We start from the raw sequence: 19,250 nt of genomic DNA, 5'->3' as shown, positions 1-19,250 counted from the left end.
CCCTCGGGCATGCGCCGTCAGGGGTTGTGCCTTGATTGTTCCGGCCCGTGGCCGGGGCTTCTGTAGGACGGCTTGCCGTCAGCGCGTGCAGCGGCGGCCCAAAGCGCGGGCCCAGGTCAGGCGGGCAGGAAGCCTTCGACCGACAGGTAGCGCTCGCCCGTGTCGTAGTTGAAGCCCAGCACGCGGGCGCCCACGGGCAGCTCGGGCAGCTTCTGGGCAATGGCGGCCAGCGTGGCACCCGAGGAGATGCCCACGAGCATGCCTTCCTCGCGTGCGCAGCGGCGCGCGTATTCGCGTGCGGGCTCGGCATCGACCTGGATCACGCCGTCGAGCAAGGTGGTATCGAGGTTCTTGGGCACGAAGCCCGCGCCGATGCCCTGGATGGGGTGGGGTGAGGGCGCGCCGCCCGAGATCACCGGCGAGGCCGAGGGCTCCACCGCGAACACCTTGAGCTGTGGAAATTTCGCCTTGAGCACGCGCGCCACGCCGGTGATGTGGCCACCCGTGCCCACGCCGGTGATGAGGGCGTCCAGGCCATCGGGGAAGTCCTGGAGGATCTCCTGCGCTGTGGTGCGCTCGTGCACGTCGATGTTGGCGGGGTTCTCGAACTGCTGGGGGATCCAGGCGCCCGGCGTCTGGGCCAGCAGTTCCTGGGCGCGGGCGATCGCGCCCTTCATGCCCTTCTCGCGCGGGGTCAGGTCGAATGTGGCGCCGTAGGCCAGCATCAGGCGGCGGCGCTCGATGCTCATGCTGTCGGGCATCACCAGCACCAGCTTGTAGCCCTTGACGGCGGCCACCAGCGCCAGGCCGATGCCGGTGTTGCCCGAGGTAGGCTCGATGATGGTGCCGCCGGGCTGCAGCGCGCCCGAGCGCTCGGCGTCTTCCACCATGGACAGGGCAATGCGGTCCTTGATCGAGCCGCCGGGGTTGCCGCGCTCGGCCTTGACCCAGACATTGGCCGCGCTGCCGAACAGGCGGTTGATGCGCACGTGCGGCGTGTTGCCGATGGTCTGCAGAATGTTGTCGACTTTCATGGCGTCTCCTGGTCAAGAAAAGGGTGGGTGACAGTGCAAGGCGGCATTGTGGCCCAGTCCGGCCTTCTCCCGCACGGCCGCACCTGCTACGCCGGGCTCACCCGCACCAGAACGCTGCCGCCTGCACCCGGCTCTGTCGCCACCCGCACCGGCAGGCAGGCATTGATCACCGCCGCATTCGTGCGCGTGTGGTCCGTGAGCTCGCTCGCCGTGTAGCGGGCCTCCTGCCCCGTGCGCCACACGGCCAGGGCCAGCGGCAGCATCCACTGGTCGGCCAGGTGGGGGCCGGTGGCTGCGGTGCTGCGCTCGTAGGCCTGCACCTCCTCGGCCAGCTTGCGCGCCACGGTCTCGGCCGACAGGCCGCGTTCGCCGAACTGGCAGAACACCTCGGTCACCTGCGCGTACTCCAGCGTGGCCATCAGCACATTGCCCGGCCCTTCGTGCTGGCGCACGCCGGGCGCGCGCAGCTGGCCGGCCTCCAGCGTCCAGCCCAGGCGCCGACCCAGTTCCTCCAGCTCGCGTGTGGCCACGCTGCGCGCCAGGCCGGGTGCCAGGGCCTCGGCCCAGGCGGCCACGGGCGCCCCGCGTTCCACCAGATCGAACGGAGTGAGGGCCTGCGTTGCCGGCGTGATCTGCGCGTGCAGCAGCCCGCCACCGGCCGGGTAGAAGCCGCGCCGCTCCAGCGCCAGTTCCAGTCCCACGCCCAGCCGCGCAAGCAGCGGCGCATACGCGCGCTGCAGAAAGTCGAACGGCGGCGCCATCGGGTTGTGCGTGCCGCCCGCCAGCTGGATGCGGCTGGGTCCGTCGGCCAGCATCAGCGCGGGCAGCACGGTCTGCAGCACCAGCAGGCAACTGCCTGCGCCGGCGATGCGGAAGGTGTAGTCCCGCGCGCGCACCGCACCGGGCGTGAACTGCAGCGACTGCGAGCCCAGCTCCGCCCCTTGGGCCTGCCCGCCGCTGACCAGCACTGCGGCCTGCACGCCGGCCAGGTGCTGGCGCATCAGCCCGGGCTTGGCACGCCCGGCGCGGATGCGCTCGATGTGCAGCGGCCGGCCCGTCACCATGGACAGCGCCAGGCCGGTGCGCAGGATCTGGCCGCCGCCTTCGCCCTGGGAGCCGTCGAGCTTCAGCATGGTGCCTCCTGCGATGGGGGCGCGTTGAAGCGCAGCACGGTGTCGTGCAGCAGGGTGTCGAGCGCGCCATGGCCCGGCACGGGCAGGGGCTGCACCGGCTCGGCGGCGTTGCGCGCCAGTTCGGCTTCGATGAAGGCGTGGATGCCGGGCCAGCGCGGGCTGGTCGCGGACTCTACCGCACGCGTCTTCACCTCCAGCAAGGCGTTGATCTCGGCGATCAGCGCGGCGTCGGCCACCGGGTCCAGCGTGTGCTGGGCCAGTTCGGCAAAGCGCATGGGCGGCACGCCAGGGCGCGCACGTATCCAGCGCGCAGCCAGCAGCGGGCGCAGCACGTAAAGGTACTTCTTGTAGCGCACCTCGTCGGCCTGCAGGTGCTCGCGGAAGTTCTTCTTGGCCATGGAGGCGTAGTGGTGCCAGCCTTTGGCGTTGGAGAACACGGTCTCGGCCAGCGCACGAAAACGCTCCATGGTGCCGGCGTCCTCGCGGTAGACCACGGGCGAACGCAGCCATTCGAGCAGCGTGGGGTTGGACTCGCGCATCAGACCCAGCGCCTTGTGCAGGTCCCAGCCGTTGATGTCCAGGTCGCCACTGATCGGCACCTCGATCACGTCGCGCCCCGGGGCCACGGTGAGGTACCAGGGCAGGCGGTTCACGTAGATGAAGCGCACGTCGTAGTCGCTGTCGGGCGAGGCAAAGCCCCAGCCCCGGCTGCCCGACTCGCAGGCGAAGAGGATGGTGACCTGGTGCTGTGCTTCGATGGCGCAAAGGTTGTCCATGATCTGCACGCGCATGGCGGGATCGATGGGGTGGGCCGATTGCAGGAATTCTTCCAGTTGCTGTTCTTTGTGCATGTGCTGATGCCGGCGCTGGTCTGGCCAGCGCCGGCTCCGTTCAATGGTTGCCGTCGAGGTGCAAAGGGGTCTATCCCTTCACGCACACCACCTGCTTGAGCGTGTAGACCACCTCCACCAGGTCCTGCTGGGCGGCCATCACGGCGTCGATGTCCTTGTAGGCCATCGGGATCTCGTCGATCACGTCGGCGTCCTTGCGGCATTCCACGCCCTCGGTGGCGGCGATCTGGTCGGCGATGGTGTACATCTTCTTGGCCTTGGTACGGCTCATCTTGCGGCCCGCACCGTGGCTGCAGCTCATGAAGCTCTCGGGGTTGCCCTTGCCGCGCACGATGAAGCTCTTGGCGCCCATGCTGCCCGGGATGATGCCCAGCTCGCCGGCCTTGGCGCTCACGGCACCCTTGCGGGTGACGAGCACGTCCTCGCCGAAGTGGGTCTCGCGGCTCACGTAGTTGTGGTGGCAGTTCACCGCCTCCACATGCGCCTCGAACGGCTTGGTGATCACCTTGCGGGCGGCCGCGATCACGCGCTGCATCATCACCTCGCGGTTGGCGCGCGCGAACTTCTGCGCCCAGCCCACCGCACGCACGTAGTCGCCGAAGTACTTGGCGCCTTCCTCGAAGTAGGCCAGGTCCTGGTCGGGCAGGTTGCGCTGGTGCTGCTCGGCATCCTTCTTGGCCAGCTCGATGAAGTGCGTGCCGATGGCATTGCCCACGCCGCGCGAACCCGAGTGCAGCATGAACCACACGCTGCCGTGCTCGTCCAGGCAGACTTCGATGAAGTGGTTGCCGGTACCGAGCGTGCCCAGGTGCTTGTGGTTGTTGGTGTTGCGAAAGCGCGGGTAGTCCTCGCAGATCGCGTCGAACTCGCCCTTTAGCGCGGACCAGGCCACATCGGTCTCGTCGGGCGGCGTTTCCCACGCACCCTTGTCGCGGCCCATGCGGCGCGGGTTGCTGCCGTGCGGCACGGCCTTCTCGATCGCCGAGCGCAGCGGGCCCAGGTTGTCGGGCAGGTCGTTGGCGTGCAGCGTGGTCTTGCAGGCCATCATGCCGCAGCCGATGTCCACGCCCACCGCGGCCGGGATGATGGCCTTGAAGGTCGGGATCACCGAGCCCACCGTGGCGCCGATGCCGTAGTGCACGTCGGGCATGGCTGCCACGTGCTTGAACACGATGGGCAGGCGTGCCGCGTTCTCCAGTTGCCTCTGGGCCTCGTCTTCGACGGGGACGCCCTGGGTCCACATCTTGATGGGGACGCCGTTTTCCACGGGCTTGTAAATGTAGTTGTTCTTTTGCATGTTGCTTTCCTTGTCTTTCTCTTCTGTCTTTACCGGGTGGCCAGTTCGGCCAGATTTGCCCTTCAGGCCACGTGCAGTGCGGTCTTGCGGATCTTGCTGCCGTGGCGGTCGATCCGACGCCAGCTGCTGTTGTCGTTCATCGTGATCCATCGGCGCTCCTCGGCGCGGTAGAACCAGTCCTTGTCCTGTTGGTAGAAAACCTGTGCGCCTTGTGTTTCCCAGATGTTGACGATTTCGTTGCCATGGGCGCGGAACTCGTCGAAGTCCGTCGTGGCCTTCTGGCCCATCTCGCTGTAGCAGCCATTGAGCTGCAGCAACAGGCGATTGACGTCGTCGGGCAGACGCTCTGCCTTGAGACCGATCTTCACGGCCTCATCCATGAGGATGGGGTAGCTGTGGGAGGGGTACTTGGAATTGAGCGTTGTGGCAATCAGTTCCGCCGTTTCTTCCTTTTCGATGTGGTAGCTGAGCAGTTCGCGGCACAGCATGATGGACAGCGACTCCGCGCGATCCACCGCACCGATGACCAGCGGGTGTACGTACTGGAACAGCGACTTGTAGGCGTTGTCCATGGTCTCGCCCTGTTGTTCGCGCCACAGACGAATGACGCGCTGCAGTTCGTTCAGGCTCACGCTCACGCGGTCATTGTCCCTGTCCAGCGGCGACAGCGCGTGGCTGAGTGAGGTGTCGACCGCCGTGAGATAGGCCGTCGGGCCCATCAGGATGCGGTCAGCGCCCAGCGCGATCATCGTGGCGGCGGAGGCGCACTCCAGCGGAACCAACGCCACCAGGCGTCGGCAGTGCTGGCGCAGCAGGTTCACCAGGCGCAACGACACCTGGCCGCTGCCACCATCGGATTTCAGGAACAGGTAGATCGTCTCGTGCTGGCCCAACTTTCCAAGGATGTCGTAGAGGGCCACCACGTCGGAGTGGCAGACCGAGCCCCGGGGGCTGTTCCAGTAGCTGATGACAGGGCCGCCAAGCAGCACCGTGAGTTGGCCGATCACCGCTTGTGTCTTGCTGAAGAGCACGGGAGGCTGCTTGATCTTGATGTCTTTCTTGGCTTGGGTTTCCATGGTGTCCGTTTCCATTCGTTGTTCTTGGGGTGGGGCTTCAGGGCGCCGCACAGTCTTCTTCATCCACAGACCAGATCGAACACCGCTTCTAGGATCTGCCGCGGACCCATGCAGTTGCCGCAGGTGCAGTGCGCGGGCGGACCCATGGCGCTCGTGTCCATCGCCAGGATCTGCTGTGCGAATCGCTGGCGGTTGCCTTCATCGAGCAGCCAGGCCTTCATGGTTTCGCGAAAATCCGGCTGGTCTTCGGCAAAAGCGTTCTGGATCTCGTGTTGGCCCCAGAAATCCCAGTAGCTGGCATTCGCATAGTGCTGCACGGCGCTTTCCCGCTCGTCCGCCAGCCAGTGGGCCAGCAGCGGGGCGATGGACACGCCGCCCTTGTGGAACATCAGCAGGATATCGAACGCATTCGCGCCGTCGAACGGGCTGGCCTCGCGCCCGGTAGAGCCCAGGCCCTCGCGGAAGAAGGCCAGTGCGAAGGCGTCCACGGCGGCACGTTCCTTGGGCGACAGTGCATCTGCGGGGCATTTGCCCAGCCGGTCCAGGTACAGCTCGGTCGAATGGTGCAACTCCTTGCCCTGGGCCAGCAGCTCCAGCATGCGGGGCAGGAAGTACAGCAGCTCATCCGCAGGTTGCTCGCTGCTCTTGGCCGAGCCGTTGTACTCGTAAAAATGCCGGTTGGTGACCTGGCGCAGCGGCAGGCGGCGCATCTCGCGCTCCATGGCCTCGTCCATGCAGCAGGCGATGCACACATCCAGCATCTGCGTCGGCGCGCGGTGGTGCTGGAAGGCGGCATACGCGGCATCCACCGCCTCGCGCAGGGCGGGTGGCAGGGCTGCAGTTGCTGCTTCAGTGGTTGGATGGGCTTTCATCGTCGACCTCTCCGTGGCGTTCCATTCGTCGCATCTACTGCACCATTCCCTGGGCCGCAGCGTGTGCATAGTTCTTCAGTTCCTCGTCGTGCGCTGGCACGCTGCGGATGAATTGCGCCACCCGCTCCTGCAGCTCCCGGGGGCGCAGCAGGGCGCGGCCTTCGTGGCCGATGCCATGCAGGGCCGAGACCTGCACGTCGCGGCAGGGCACCTCCAGCATCTGGCAGAACAGCTGCCACATGGCATCCCGCCATTCGGGTAGGTGCCGGGCGTTCCAGAAGGTCGGCCACACGTCGAACCACATGTAGCAGACAAAACCCAGGCGGCCGCTGCTGGTGCCGATGGTCTCGTGCACATGGGCCCTGCGCGGGCCGATGCAGTCGCTCCACAACCGCGGGAAGGCCTGCAGCATGCGCACCGCATCCGCCAGCGGTACCGAGGGGTCGAGCACCTGCAGGGGGATGGCGCCGGCATTGGTGCTCATCACGCAGTTCAGGCCCATGCCCACCTGCTCGTCGCTGTAGGGCGCCAGGTCGGTGCCCGCGTTGGCGAACAGCACGGTCTGGATATGCGTCCACTGCAGCGGTGTGGCTTCGAAGTAGGGCCCATCCAGGTCCCAGAACCACTCACGCTCCTTCTTGCCCGGCACGGGCCGGTCGAAGAGGTAGCGGACGGCGTCGGCATACAGCGTGGCATCGAGTTCCAGGGACCCGGGCGTCACTGGCAACGGAGCCTGCCTTGCCAGGCGCTTTGCGCGTGCGGTCTGTTTCATGGTGTTCCTCTTTTTTCTTCTTTCTTCTTTTCTATCTGTCTGGTGGACGCGGCGGGATTCGAACCCGCATCTTTGCAGCGACCACGGTTCTTGAGTCCTGTGGCCCAGTGAACGGTTGGAAACGCGCGCCAGTGGCAGACCCGTCATCGGAGCCAGCACCTGCATCCTCAACCTTGCCCGTCCACCGACTCTCCCGCTGCACTCGGTGTTACCCGACCTGCCGGCAATAACAACATTTTTGGCAGTGGCGCTCCCTTCTGTGCCAGCGCGCCCGTATTCCTCTTGGCTCTTTGCTCAGCGCAGCTTCACCAGGCCGTTGAGCACCTGGTCCAGGCCGCCGAACACCGAGATCTTGTCGATGCGCTCGGCCACGCGCTCCAGCGTTTCCAGCTCCTTCATGCGCAGGGCGACGGGGTTGTCCTCCATCACCTTGGCGGTGTTGAGGAGCGAGCGCGTGGCGGCCGTTTCCTCGCGGCGGCGGATCACGTTGGCCTGGGCCTGCTTCTCCGCCTGCACCACCTGGGTCAGGATGGCCTTCATGTCGCCAGGCAGCACGATGTCCTTCACGCCGGCGCTCTCCAGCGCAATGCCGTAGGGCGCGAGCTTGGCGGCCATGTGGGCACCCACCACCTCGTCGATCACCGTCTTGTTCTCCAGCAGCTCATCGAGCGTGCGGGTGCCCACGGCGGCGCGCAGCGCGAACTGCAGCTCGCGGTACAGGTGCTCCGCAGGCTTTTGCAACTGGCTCCAGGCGCGCAGCACGTCGGTGTAGCGAAAAGTGGCGCTCAGGTTGATGCGCAGGCCCACCTTGTCGCGGGTCATGATGTCCTGGCCCGAGACTTCCACCGACTGCAGGCGCAGGTCCACCTGCTCCACCGCCACCGTGCGGCCGTACTTCCAGAAGGCGTACGCACCTGCGGCGAGCAGGCGCTCCACCTTGCCGTCCACCGTCAGCAGCGCGCAGGACGACTCGGGCACCTGCACCTGCAGCAAACCGGCCAGGCCGGTCACCGTGCGGTGGCGCAAATGGGGTTGCGTCAGGCGTGCCACCAGGGCGGCAGGCAGCTCGGGGCCGGCGTTCAGGTCGATCACCTGCACGGACACCTCCACCTGCCCCTTCCAGTACAGGCGGCGGGTGCCGGGGGGCAGGATCTCGACCAGCACGCCGTTCTCGCAGCGCAGGCCCACTTCGTTCTCGGCCAGTTCTACGCGCACGAACTCGGCGGCCACCACCTCGGGCTCACGGGCCATCAGGTAGTCGGCCAGGGCGTGGGTGAAGGCGGGTTGCTCCAGTGCGAAGGTTTCCACGCGCAGCTGGTCCAGGCTGGTAAACAGCCAGTGCGTGCCGCTGTGCAGGACACGGTCGAAATCGCCATTGCGCAGCAGCAGGGCGCGTTCGTTCTTCTTGACGGTGGTGCGTTGGATCTTCAGCATGTGTCTACCCTCGTTCTTTCTTTTTTCAATGTCGTTGGTCGCCGCATCAAACTTCTTGCAAAGGGGCCGTTACAGCGGGGCAGTGGTCCCAGGGGGCGCGGCTCGGGCCCTGCAGTGCGCCGTGGCGGCGGCCTCGAGGGGCCTTCGCTTGGGCTGGCTGCGGGCGCGGGCCGTGCCGGGTGCTGGCACAAACCGCCACCGCTGACGGGGCAATGGCTTCCAGGCTGCGGCGCAACCCTTGGTCCTTCACCCCGCGTCCGGCGGGTGGTCTTTCGACCGTCTTCGATAGCCGGCCCGAAGGCCGGAAGAATGGGCAGGAGTCGAACCTGCGACAGTCCCTTTTCAGGGGTGCTCTACCAGACTGAGCTACCAGTGGTGCAGGCCGGGAGTCGAACCCGACAGCCCCTTTCGGGGCTGGCTTCCACAGCCCTGCCGTCACCCGGCGCTCGCAGCGTGCGGCATGCGGGGAATCCAAAAAGCCTGAAGCCCCGGACTCCCGGCACCGGCAGGGCGGGCCTGTGCCCCAACCCTGGCCTGTGAGCGTTCGCTGTCTGCGCCGAGTACTTTTCTATTTGCGAATTGCATGCCAGGCAGCGGCCGAAGCGCAAAATTTTCTACAAGCTGTTGATTGGAAATGGATTTTTCCGTTTGCTGAGAAAACTGGCTTTGCTACTGGATATTGATTAACTAGAATGGAGACTAGTTTTATAGAAATTCAGAGATGCGCAAGAACAGGGTGGTCGTGGGTTTCATAGGCACCCAGCTCGATTCCGGCAAGGGAGCAGGCCGCTGGGAGAAGTGGCGGCCCACCGTGTCGCTGGTGCAGCACGAGGACATGGTGGTGCACCGCATGGAGCTGCTGTACACGCCGGCCCACCAGGAGCTGGCGCACCAGGTGCGCAACGACATCGCCATCGCCTCGCCCGAGACCACGGTGCAGTTGGTGCCCATGCAGATCGCTGACCCCTGGGATTTCGGCGAGGTCTACGCCAAGCTTTTCGACTGGACCCAGGCCTACCGCTTCGACACCGAGCGCGAGGAGTACTGGACCCACATCACCACCGGTACGCACGTGGCGCAGATCTGCCTGTTTCTGCTGGTGGAGTCGCGGCGCATTCCGGGCGTGCTGGCGCAGACCTCGCCGCCCAAGCGCCAGCAGATGGGTGATCCGGGCAGCTATGCGCTGATCGACCTGGACCTGTCGCGCTACGACGTGATCGCCCAGCGCTTCGGTGCCGAGCAGCGCGATGCGGTCGACTTCCTCAAGAGCGGTATCGCCACGCGCAATGCGCGCTTCAACGCGCTGATCGACGAGGTGGAACGTGTGGCGGTGCGCTCGCGCGCACCCATCCTGTTCACAGGGCCCACGGGGGCGGGCAAGTCGCACCTGGCGCGGCGCATGTACGAGCTCAAGAAGGCCCGCCACCAGGTGGAGGGCGAATTCGTCGAAGTGAACTGCGCCACCCTGCATGGCGACGGGGCCGCCTCCACCCTGTTTGGGCACAAGAAAGGCGCCTTCACGGGCGCCGCGGCCGACCGCGCGGGCCTGCTGCGCACGGCGCACAAGGGTGTGCTGTTCCTTGACGAGATCGGCGAGTTGGGCCTGGACGAGCAGGCCATGCTGCTCAAGGCGGTGGAGGAAAAGCGCTTTTACCCCATGGGCAGCGACCGCGAGGTGGCCAGCGATTTCGAGTTGATCGCCGGCACCAACCGCGACCTGCGCACCGAGGTGGCGGCCGGGCGCTTCCGCGAAGATCTGTATGCGCGCATCAACCTCTGGAGCTACCAGCTGCCAGGCCTGGCCCAGCGCCCCGAGGACATCGAGCCCAACCTGGATCACCTGCTGGCCCGCACCGGCACGGAACTGGGCCGCACGGTGCGCCTCTCGGCCGAGGCGCGCACGGCCTACCTGCGCTATGCCCAGTCGCCCGATGCGCTGTGGAGCGGCAACTTCCGCGACCTATCGGCCAGCGCCACGCGCCTGGCCACCCTGGCCGACAGCGGCCGCATCGGCCTGCCCCTGGTGGAGGCCGAGATCGCGCGCCTGCAGTGGCTGTGGCAGCCGGCCAAGGATGCACGCGATGGCCTTTTGGGTGCCCGGGCTGCCGATGCCATCGATCTGCGCGTCCTGTTGGGCGAAGACGCCTTGGACGCGATGGACCTGTTCGACCAGTTGCAACTGGCCGCCGTGCTGCGCGTGTGCCGCCAGGCTCGCACCCTGTCCGAGGCGGGGCGCCAGCTGTTCCAGGCCTCGCGCGCGCAGCGCGCGGTGGTCAACGATGCCGACCGCCTGCGCAAATACCTGGCGCGCTTTGACCTTACATGGGAACGCGCCAGCTCCGGTGAACGATAATCCACCCTGTGAAGCGCGCCAGACCGCCGCTGGTGCAATCTGGGAAACCAGGCACTGGAGGAACGTCCGGACTGCACAGGACAGCGTAGCAGCTAACGGCTGCCCACCGTGAGGTGAGGATCAGAGCAACAGAGACGAGTTCGGACACGGGACCACCAGGGGTGTTCTGTGGGACGCCAGCGCAAGCTGGCTGCGGATGGCGCAAGCCAGACGGTTCCCGGCGCAAGCCGGGAAATCCCACAGCCACCTCGGGCGCGTTCCGCGCCCGAGGTGAAACGGGCAATCTCTACGCGCAGCAATACCAAGTAGGCCAACGTTGATGTGGTTCCGCAGAGTTGGCGGGTAGGTAGCATCGAGCCGGTGTGGCGACACCCGGCCCAGAGTAATGGCGGTCACGCCGCGGGCAACCGCGGTGCACAGAATCCGGCTTATCGGCGCGCTTCACACTTATCAATTCCATCGCCGGTCTCACCGGCGCATCCCGGCACCTCAGGCAGGCTTGGGGCAGTGCAGCGCGTGCCCTTGCTCCAGCTCCTTGGCGCGCTCCACGGTATCGGGGTGGCTGCTGAGCAGGGACCATACCGGGCCCAGCGCCTCCGAATCCTTCCTGGGTGCCGTTGTTTCGGCCGGGGCGCTGGCACCTTCCTTGGCTGCAGTGGCGGTTTTTTTCTTTTCTGCCTTCTCTTCGTCGTCCTCGTCCTTGGCAATCGCCAGCAGCAGCTTGCCCATGGGGGCCGTGGGCAGTTTGGCGTGGCCCATGAGGGCGATGGCAAAGCAGTCGGCTTCGCGCTCGTGGTTGCGGCTGTAGGCCAGGCCCGTGAGCACCGAAGCGCCGGTGGCGACGATGCCCGACACATCGCCCAGCGCCAGGCCCATGCCCATCTGCAGCACGCCCTGCTGCACGATCATGCGCGTGGTGTGGCGCTGCGCCACATGGCCAATCTCGTGGGCCAGTACGCCGATCAGGGCATCGTCATCGAGCCCCTGTTTCTCGGCCGCCTTGGCCAGGCCATCGGTCATCACCACCGTGCCGCCAGGCAGGGCAAAGGCATTGGCCCCCATGCCTGAGCGGAACGACAGGGTGTAGGTCGGCCGATAATCCGGGTAGCGCTGCAGGCCGGTGGGCACCTGCTGCACCAGGGTGTCGAAGCGCGCCTGCAGCTGGGCCTGGCGTTCCTTGGACAGTTTGCTGGGCTTGAGCGTGCCCTTGTCCATCTGCGTGAGCACATTGCTGGCCACGCTGGCTTCCCAGGAGACGGGCACGAAGCGCGTGAGCTCGGTGGCGGCCCAGGGGGTGCCGTAGCGGTAGAACAGGGTCAGGCCGACGATGGCGACTGCGGTCACCCCCAGCAGCACCGGCCAGCGCGTCTGCATGCGCCCCGCCAGGCTGGGGCGTCCACCCGCAACTGCCAGGGCCGCATGCCATTGGGCCACGGCATCGATTTCCAGGCTGCCCTGGTCGCGCAGGTCCACGACCACGCGCTGCTGCGGGCGGCGCTCGCTCCAGGCCTCGGGCCAACCCACCTCGCCCCAGGTGAACACCGTCGGGGTCGCGCCGGGTTGTGACAGCGGGTGCAGGGCCAGCGATGGGCCCTTGGGCGTGGGCTGCAGGCCCACGAGCACCGGCTTGGCCTGGCTGCTCAGGCCGTCGAACCAGCGCCCGGGCACCAGCTTGCCGCCGGGTTCTGCCACAGGGGATGTCGCTGCGGCCATCAGCCGATCAGGTCCAGCCCGGCGGCATCGGCCAGCGCGTCTCCGATGCCCCCCTGCTGCTGCTGGCGCACCATGGCGCCGGTCACCTGGTCCACGCCACCCTTGACGTGCAGCGTGACGGATTCGGCCTTCATGCGGTACTCGCTCACCCGGGCGAACGGACGGTACAGGCCCAGCGTGAGCAGGGTCAGGAACAGGTTCTTGACGCGCAGGAGCACAAAGCTGTGCGTGCGCAAACCGCACTTGAAGCGCGCCACCTGGCTCAGGCCGATGTTGTCCCACATCAGCTGGAACATGCGCGCTTCGCGGTAGGCGCGTGCCGGCGCGGAAGTCAGCAGCAGCATGAAGATACCGCCGAAGATGCCCACCACGATGGCCACCATGATCAAGGCGAACGAGCGGGTTTTGGCATCGTCGATGAACAGGGCCATAGTCCCGCCGGCCAGCACGCCCAGCACCACCACAACACCCAGCACGAACAGCAGGAAAACGGCCACCGTGGCCAGCCAGACCTTGATGAAATCCATGTACACCGGCTTCCAGCGGCCGGCCTCGGCGCCCACCTGGGCGCGCAGCACCAGCAGGCTCTTGTAGTTGTATTCGAGGCGGATAACGCACATGATCGACAGCAGCAGGCCCATGGCCAGCAATCCCCAGATGCCGGCCGTCATGCTGGGCAGGCCGGGATCGCTGCTGTCTTCGGCTGCCAGCTCCTGCAGGGCGTTGGCCGACTCGGGGGCCAGGTACTGGATGCCGAAGAACACGCCGAACCACACCAGGGCAATGGCGAACACGGGCCAACTGGCTTTGTAGACTTCACCCCAGGAGGCCGTGAACTGCAGGCGCAGGCCACGCCAGCGCGTGGAACCCAGGCGAAAGCGCATGGCGCTGCCCCAGATGAAGGGCGAGAGCAGGGCGCCCACCAGCAGGAACACGCCGACCGCCGTGTCCTGCCCGGTGTTGACGGCGATCTGGTAGGCGATGGTGAGCATCACCAGGATGATGAAGCCCTTCACCATGCGGCTTTGCGGGGCCGTGAATTCGAGCGGGCTGCCGGCCACCAGGGTATGGCCATAGAAATACTGCGCAGTACGCCGCCGCGCCCAGGGGGTGTAGATGCCCAGGGTGAGGATGGTCAGCAGCACGTTGACGATCCAGACCCGGAAGTATTCGCCGCCGCTGCCGGTGAATTCGAGCGGATGCGCGTCGATCTCCTGTGCCGCGAAGCCCGAGACGGGCGCCGCTGCGGCCCCTGATTGCTGATGGTCCATGGACTCCCTCCTGTTATGGCGGGCAGTGTATCAGCGGCCTGTGGTGGATCGCCATCCCTCGAAATGGTGATTGCTCACCTTTTGATAGCTGACGAGTACCGATCAGAATCGCTCCCAGGGCTGCAGGTAGCGCCACTGGCCCTCGGGCACCTTGGCCAGGGGCACGCGGCCGATGCGCAGGCGCTTGATGGCCACCACGCGCAGGCCCACGGCCTCACACATGGCCGGAATCTGCCCCGGGCGGATGCCCTTGAGCGCAAAGCGCAGCCGGGTCTCGTTCTGCCAGCTCACCTTGATGGGCGGCAGCGCGCGGCCGTTGAACGACAGGCCGTGGCACAGCCGCTGCAGCCCGTTGGGCGCGATCTCGCCGGCCACCTCCACGAGGCATTCCTGCTCCAGCGATTCGATGTCCTCGGCCAGCTTACGTGCAATGCGCTTGTCCTGCGTGTAGACCACGAGGCCGCTGGCCTCGGTGGGCAGAGGGGTGAAGCATTCGAGCTGGCGGAAATGGCGTTGCAGCACGCGGATGCCCGAGGCGTCCTCGGGCAGGTGCGAGGCGACGGCCAGCAGGGTCACTGCGGGCGTCGCGCCCTGGCTGCGGCTCGCGTGGGCGGCGCCAGCCTGGCCCGAGGCACCCAGGCCCGCCTCGAATCCGGCGGGCTTGTGCAGCAGCAGGGTGACGGGGGTGAGCTCCAGCAGGCTCGCGTCCGGGTCCACGGCCACGCTCTGGTGCGGCGCCACGCGCGCGCCGGGCGCCTCGACCACGGCGCCCTCGACGCTCACGAAGCCGCCCTCGATGAATTGTTCGGCCGTGCTGCGCGAGCAGTTGAGCTGCTCGGCCACGCGCTTGGCCAGGCGCACATGGCCGGCTTCAGGATTTTTTTCAGTCATTACCGGGTTCCATGGCGCGGATGCGCTCTACGTGGGCGAGCAGCGAGCGCTGGGCGACGGGCCACATGCGCGGGGGCACATCGTCGTAGGCATGGCGCACCCAGTCGTCCATGCTGCCCTGGGGCAGGGCCTGCATGGCAGCCAGCACTTTGGCTTCGCGTGCCAGGCGGTGGGCCTTCAGGCGGGCGATCGCGCCGCGCGCTTCGCCCAGCACGTAGCCGTGCGCGGGCAGGATGAAGTTCACGCCATGCTGCTCGCAGGCGGCATCCAGCGCGTCCAGCGAATCGAGGTAGTCGGCCATGTTGCCGTCCGGCGGGTCGATCACCGTAGTGCTGCCGTTGAGGATGTGGTCGCCGCTGAACAGCAGGCCGTCTTCCTCGAGCAGCAGGCACAGGTGGTTGGCCGCATGGCCGGGGGTGTGGATCACCAGCAGGGTGTGGTGGGTGGCGGCATCGGTGGACAGCACCAGGCGCTCGCCATCGGCCAGTTCGCGTTCGGGTGTGAAGGTGCTGGCCACGCGGGCCGTGGGGGCCGAGCGCAGGCCCAGGATGGGTGGGGCGCTCTGGCCGGCCCGCGCGCACAGGGCCTGCAGCGGAGCGGCCCCCGGGGAGTGGTCGGGATGCGAATGCGTGCACACGATGGCGCGGATATCGCCACCGGCGGCGCGCCAGAGTTTTTCCAGGTGTTCCAGGTCGGCCGGGCCCGGGTCGATGGCGATGAAGCCCGTGGTCGGGTCGCCCACCAGATAGCTGTTGGTGCCTGGGCCGGTCATCACCCCCGAGTTGGGCGCCGTGAGGCGCTGCACGTTCTTGAGCAAGGGCACGGGGTGGTCGGTCTGCCAGTCCAGCGGGTGCACGATCTGCCCGTCGGGGCAGACCAGCGCCAGCTCGCCGAAGGGCATCTCGTCTTCCATGTAGCGCGACTCCTTGCCGGCCAGCAGGCCGGCGCGCGGGCAGCTCACCCACAGGGGCTGTTCGCTGGCCAGGGCGTCCAGCACAGCCTGGGTGTTCTTGAACTTGGCCAGCCGCTGCAGCGTGCGGATGGTCGGGAAGATCATGAAGAACTGGCCTGCCTCGTGCCGCGCCAGCGCATCGGCGGGGCGCACCCACACCGGCTCGAACTGCTCGGCCTCGTCGGCCACCGGGGTCTGGCCTTCGGGCATGCGCGCCGCCAGGAAGGGCACCTCGAAGCGGCGCGGCAGGTCGCGGTCGGCCGTCCAGTAGGCCAGCAGGTACACGCTGTCGGCCGCCAGGCGCAGGCCACGGGCCTCGCACTGCGCGGCAAACGGCGCGCTGCGGTCCAGTGCGGCAATGTCGGCGGCATCGGCCATGCGGCCGTCGGGGTGGCGCGCGAGCAGCACGCCCAGTTCCTCGAAGCTCTCGCGGATGGCGGCGATGGCCTGGGTCAGGTGCAGGTCGGTCTGGGCCGGGCGGCGGTCCGCCACCGGGTGCGACTGGGCGTCGAGCGCATCGATACCGCCGCCCGGGAAGACGTAGGCGCCCGGGGCAAAGCTCGCGTTGGGCGAGCGCCGCGTCATCAGCACCTCCAGCGTCCCGTCGCCCTCGGCATCGCGCAGCAGCAGCACGGTGGCGGCCAGGCGGGTGGGTACGGGTTCGCGGTGGGGGTGGAGTTGCTGGCTGAGGCGGGGCATGGGGCCATTATCGGGTGTTGCCCGGCCACCTGCCGGCCGCCCGCTGCTGGAACATGCGGGGCTTTGCCCTGGGGATCAATACCTGCCGGAGAGCAGGGCGCCTGCGTTGGGCACCCGGGTTTCGAGGCCCAGGCGCTTGAGCATGGCCCAGGTGGTGCACGCGGCAGCGGACACCACGGGGATGCCCAGCCGGTCCTGCGCTACCTGCACCGAGGCCAGCGAGGGCATCTGCACGCAAGCGGAGATCACCACCACGTCCACGCCGCGGGTGTCCAGGCGCTGCACGATCTGCGCCGGGGCGGCGGGGTCCTGTGCGCCCACCTCCAGGTTGTCCGCGATCTCCAGCGACAGGCTGTCGTGCACGGCAATACCCTCGTGCTCGATGTAGTCCACCACCAGCTGGGTGAGCGGCTTCATGTAGGGGGTGAGCACCGAGACCCTCTTGGCACCCATGGCCTTCAGGCCCTCGACCAGCGCGCCCGCGCTCGATACCACGGGCGCGGGCTTGCCGTTGGCCACGGTGATCTCGTGCAGCCGCTTTTCGGACGTGCGGTGGTAGCCCAGGCCCATGCTCATGATGGCCACCAGGCAGGCATAGCCCATCACGTCCATCTTCCCATCGGACAGTTCCAGCGCGCAGCGGTCGGAGTCGCGGTCCATGGCGGCCAGCTCTTCCTTGGTGACCTTCTGCATGCGCATGCGACTGGCATGGAAGCTGAAGCGCTCGGGCAGGATCTGCTCACGGGCGCGCAGCATGGCGGGGATCTCGGTCTCCATGGTGGTGTTGGAGCTGGGCACGATCTGCCCGATGCGGTAGGTGCGTTGCATGGTGGTCTTTCAGGAAAAATGGCAAAGCGCTGCCTGCCCGGCGCTGGAGGCGCCGGGGACGGGATCACGCAGGGAGAATCCTTGGCGGGTCAGTCGGCCTTGATGCCCGCGCCCTTGATGGTCTTGGCCCAGTAGGCGGTTTCAGTTTTCACGAGATCGCCCAGCGCCTCGGGCGGCAGGTAGCGCAGCTCGATGCCGGCGGCGTCGGCGCGCTGGCGCGTCTCGGGCATCTCCAGCGCCTTCTTCACGTCGGCCGTGAGCTTGGTGACCACGGCGGGGGGCGTGGCCGCCGGGGCGAACAGGCCCACCCAGGCTTCGAGCTTGAAGTCGGGCATGCCGGCCTCGGTCACCGTGGGCACATTGGGGAGGCCGGGGTGGCGCTTGGTGCCGGTCACGGCAAAGGCCTTGAGCTTGCCGCTGACCACATGCTGCATGACCGACGGCGGCGTGGTGATGAACACCTGCACCTGGCCGGCCAGCACGTCGGCCACGGCCGGGCCCGAACCGCGGTAGGGGATGTGGGTCATGAAGGTGCCGCTCTGCTGCTTGAAGATCTCGGTGCCGATGTGCGAGAGCGAGCCGTTGCCCTGCGAGGCGTAGTTCACCTTGCCCGGGTTGGCCTTGAGGTAGGCGATGAATTCCTTGAGGGTGTTGGCCGGCACCGAAGGGTGGGCCGCAATCACATTGGTGGCCACGGTGAGCAGGGCCACCGGGGTGAAGTCCTTGGCCTCCCAGGGCAGGTTCGGGGTGAGCGCCGGGTTACCAACGTGGTAGGCCGAGTACGAGATCAGCAGGTTGTAGCCATCGGCCTTGGCGCGGGCCACGGCGCCGTAGGCCACGTTGCCGCTGCCGCCGGCCTTGTTGTCGATCACCACGGGCTGGCCCAGCACGCGCGCCAGCGGCTCGTTGAGCAGCCGGGCCGAGGTGTCCACCACCCCGCCGGGCGGGTTGGGCACGGTGAGCGTGATGGCTTTGCTGGGGTAGTTGTCCTGCGCCGAGGCCAGGCCCGAAAGGGCCAGCGTGGCAGCCAGCAGGCTGTGCTTGATCGTCATGTTTGTCTCCACCTGGTGTTGTTGTCAGGGGGTATTGTGGAAACAAGCGAACCCGCAGTCCAATATATTGTTGGTCTTGATCAAGACTTTTGGGGTATCAATGGAACTGCGGCACCTGCGCTACTTCATAGCCCTGGCAGAAGAGCTGAGCTTCACGCGCGCCGCGCAGCGCCTGCATGTCTCGCAGCCGCCGCTGAGCCTGCAGATCGCCCAGCTGGAGGCCGAACTGGGCGCCCAGCTGTTCGTGCGCACCAGCCGGCGCGTGGAGCTGACGCTGGCCGGACAGGCCTACCTGGTCGATGCACGCGCCGTGCTGGAGCGGCTGGACACGGCGCGCCAGCGGGTGGCGGCCATCGGCCAGGGGCAGGCCGGGCGCATCGAGGTGGGGCTCTCGGGCTCGCACTTTCTGGGGCCGTTTCCTGCGGCCTTGGCGCGCTACCGGCAAAGCCACCCCGGCGTGGACGTGGTGCTGCACGAGATGCAGCCCTCGCTGCAGCAGGCGGCCCTGCGCGACAAGCGCATCGACGTGGGCATCTCGCGCACGGCGGTCAACGACGACCAGCTCGCCAGCACCCTGCTGTGGCCCGACCCCGTGGTCGCGGCCCTGCCGCCCGGCCACCCGCTGGCGGCCCGCAAGGCGCTGGCCTTGAGGGACCTGCGCAGCGAAGCCTTCGTGATGCTGCGCCGCGACTCGTCGGCCCATGCCGAGCACATGGTGCAGTGCTGCGTGCAGGCCGGCTTTGCGCCCCGGGTGGCGCAGACCACGGTGGAGCTGGCGGCCCTGCTGAGCCTGGTGGCTGCAGGGTTGGGCGTGGCCCTGGTGCCATCGTCGCTTGGCAACTTGTTCGGCGCCCGCGTGGTGCTCAAAACTCTAGGGGCCAAGGCGCCGCGTGCCGACGTGCATGCGCTGCAGCGGCGCGACGACCATCTGGGCGTGGTGCCGGCCTTCGTGCGCGTGGTGGCAGGCGTCTGAGGCAAGCTTTCCTTGCAGCGTCACGACGTCATGTGTCGCTTGCTCACAG

The 19,250-nt window shown here is 67.3% G+C and carries 16 protein-coding genes and 1 other RNA gene; 3 read left to right on the top strand and 14 right to left on the bottom strand.

The annotated features are described in order from the left end of the window. Nucleotides 1-116: 116 nt before the first annotated feature. From cysK to AC07PF_RS02325, 8 genes are all read right to left on the bottom strand, one after another. Complete coding sequence (gene cysK, locus AC07PF_RS02360; protein ID WP_007857343.1) at nt 117-1,034, bottom strand: cysteine synthase A; 918 nt, start codon at nt 1,032-1,034, stop codon at nt 117-119. A gap of 86 nt (nt 1,035-1,120) precedes the next feature. Then, entirely contained in the window at nt 1,121-2,167 is a 1,047-nt protein-coding gene (rtcA, locus tag AC07PF_RS02355) for an RNA 3'-terminal phosphate cyclase (RefSeq protein ID WP_494610762.1), read from the bottom strand. Further along, nucleotides 2,161-3,018 carry a nucleotidyltransferase domain-containing protein gene (locus AC07PF_RS02350; protein WP_494610761.1) on the bottom strand — a complete coding sequence of 286 codons (858 nt, stop codon included), beginning with the start codon at nt 3,016-3,018 and terminating at the stop codon, nt 2,161-2,163. The genes rtcA and AC07PF_RS02350 overlap by 7 nt, the downstream gene beginning before the upstream one ends. A gap of 70 nt (nt 3,019-3,088) precedes the next feature. Then, nucleotides 3,089-4,315, bottom strand: a complete 1,227-nt coding sequence (locus AC07PF_RS02345) for an RtcB family protein (protein WP_494610760.1) — start codon at nt 4,313-4,315, stop codon at nt 3,089-3,091. A gap of 62 nt (nt 4,316-4,377) precedes the next feature. Beyond that, entirely contained in the window at nt 4,378-5,391 is a 1,014-nt protein-coding gene (locus AC07PF_RS02340) for a hypothetical protein (protein ID WP_494610759.1), read from the bottom strand. A gap of 59 nt (nt 5,392-5,450) precedes the next feature. Beyond that, the gene (locus AC07PF_RS02335; protein ID WP_494610758.1) at nt 5,451-6,263 is read right to left on the bottom strand and encodes a hypothetical protein; all 813 of its coding nucleotides are present in this window, start codon (nt 6,261-6,263) and stop codon (nt 5,451-5,453) included. A gap of 34 nt (nt 6,264-6,297) precedes the next feature. Then, the gene (locus AC07PF_RS02330) at nt 6,298-7,035 is read right to left on the bottom strand and encodes a hypothetical protein (RefSeq protein WP_494610757.1); all 738 of its coding nucleotides are present in this window, start codon (nt 7,033-7,035) and stop codon (nt 6,298-6,300) included. A 294-nt stretch (nt 7,036-7,329) separates the two neighbouring features. Then, nucleotides 7,330-8,469, bottom strand: a complete 1,140-nt coding sequence (locus AC07PF_RS02325; RefSeq protein WP_494610756.1) for a slipin family protein — start codon at nt 8,467-8,469, stop codon at nt 7,330-7,332. Nucleotides 8,470-9,190: 721 nt separating this feature from the next. Here AC07PF_RS02325 and rtcR point away from each other — a divergent pair. Together rtcR and rnpB are read left to right on the top strand one after the other, a co-directional pair. Continuing rightward, on the top strand, nt 9,191-10,822 hold the full coding sequence (gene rtcR, locus AC07PF_RS02320; RefSeq protein WP_007857351.1) for an RNA repair transcriptional activator RtcR: 1,632 nt from the start codon (nt 9,191-9,193) through the stop codon (nt 10,820-10,822). A 10-nt stretch (nt 10,823-10,832) separates the two neighbouring features. After that, an RNA gene (gene rnpB / locus AC07PF_RS02315) (RNase P RNA component class A) lies at nt 10,833-11,269 on the top strand. Nucleotides 11,270-11,311: 42 nt separating this feature from the next. On the opposite strand, the gene AC07PF_RS02310 is transcribed toward rnpB, so the two are convergent. From AC07PF_RS02310 to AC07PF_RS02285, 6 genes are all read right to left on the bottom strand, one after another. Continuing rightward, the gene (locus AC07PF_RS02310) at nt 11,312-12,535 is read right to left on the bottom strand and encodes a M48 family metallopeptidase (protein ID WP_494610755.1); all 1,224 of its coding nucleotides are present in this window, start codon (nt 12,533-12,535) and stop codon (nt 11,312-11,314) included. Next, entirely contained in the window at nt 12,535-13,806 is a 1,272-nt protein-coding gene (locus AC07PF_RS02305; RefSeq protein WP_494610754.1) for a YjgN family protein, read from the bottom strand. The genes AC07PF_RS02310 and AC07PF_RS02305 overlap by 1 nt, the downstream gene beginning before the upstream one ends. A 102-nt stretch (nt 13,807-13,908) precedes the next feature. Next, nucleotides 13,909-14,697 (bottom strand): rRNA pseudouridine synthase, encoded by a 789-nt coding sequence (locus AC07PF_RS02300; protein WP_494610753.1) that lies wholly within the window; start codon nt 14,695-14,697, stop codon nt 13,909-13,911. Further along, a complete protein-coding gene (locus tag AC07PF_RS02295) occupies nt 14,690-16,348 on the bottom strand; it encodes an MBL fold metallo-hydrolase (protein WP_494610751.1) in 1,659 nt (552 codons plus the stop codon). Before AC07PF_RS02295 ends, AC07PF_RS02300 begins: the two co-directional genes overlap by 8 nt. Before the next feature lie 75 nt (nt 16,349-16,423). Further along, a complete protein-coding gene (locus AC07PF_RS02290) occupies nt 16,424-17,176 on the bottom strand; it encodes a maleate cis-trans isomerase family protein (RefSeq protein WP_007857357.1) in 753 nt (250 codons plus the stop codon). 89 nt (nt 17,177-17,265) lie between these two features. Further along, nucleotides 17,266-18,228, bottom strand: coding sequence for a Bug family tripartite tricarboxylate transporter substrate binding protein (locus AC07PF_RS02285; RefSeq protein WP_494610750.1), 963 nt, complete (start codon nt 18,226-18,228; stop codon nt 17,266-17,268). Nucleotides 18,229-18,328: 100 nt separating this feature from the next. On the opposite strand from AC07PF_RS02285, the gene AC07PF_RS02280 reads away from it, so the two are divergent. Continuing rightward, nucleotides 18,329-19,201, top strand: coding sequence for a LysR substrate-binding domain-containing protein (locus AC07PF_RS02280; protein WP_494610749.1), 873 nt, complete (start codon nt 18,329-18,331; stop codon nt 19,199-19,201). The last annotated feature ends 49 nt before the right edge of the window (nt 19,202-19,250 follow it).

Source organism: Acidovorax sp. GW821-FHT10A04, from assembly GCF_059415825.1.
This window is presented reverse-complemented; position numbering and strand designations above follow the sequence as displayed.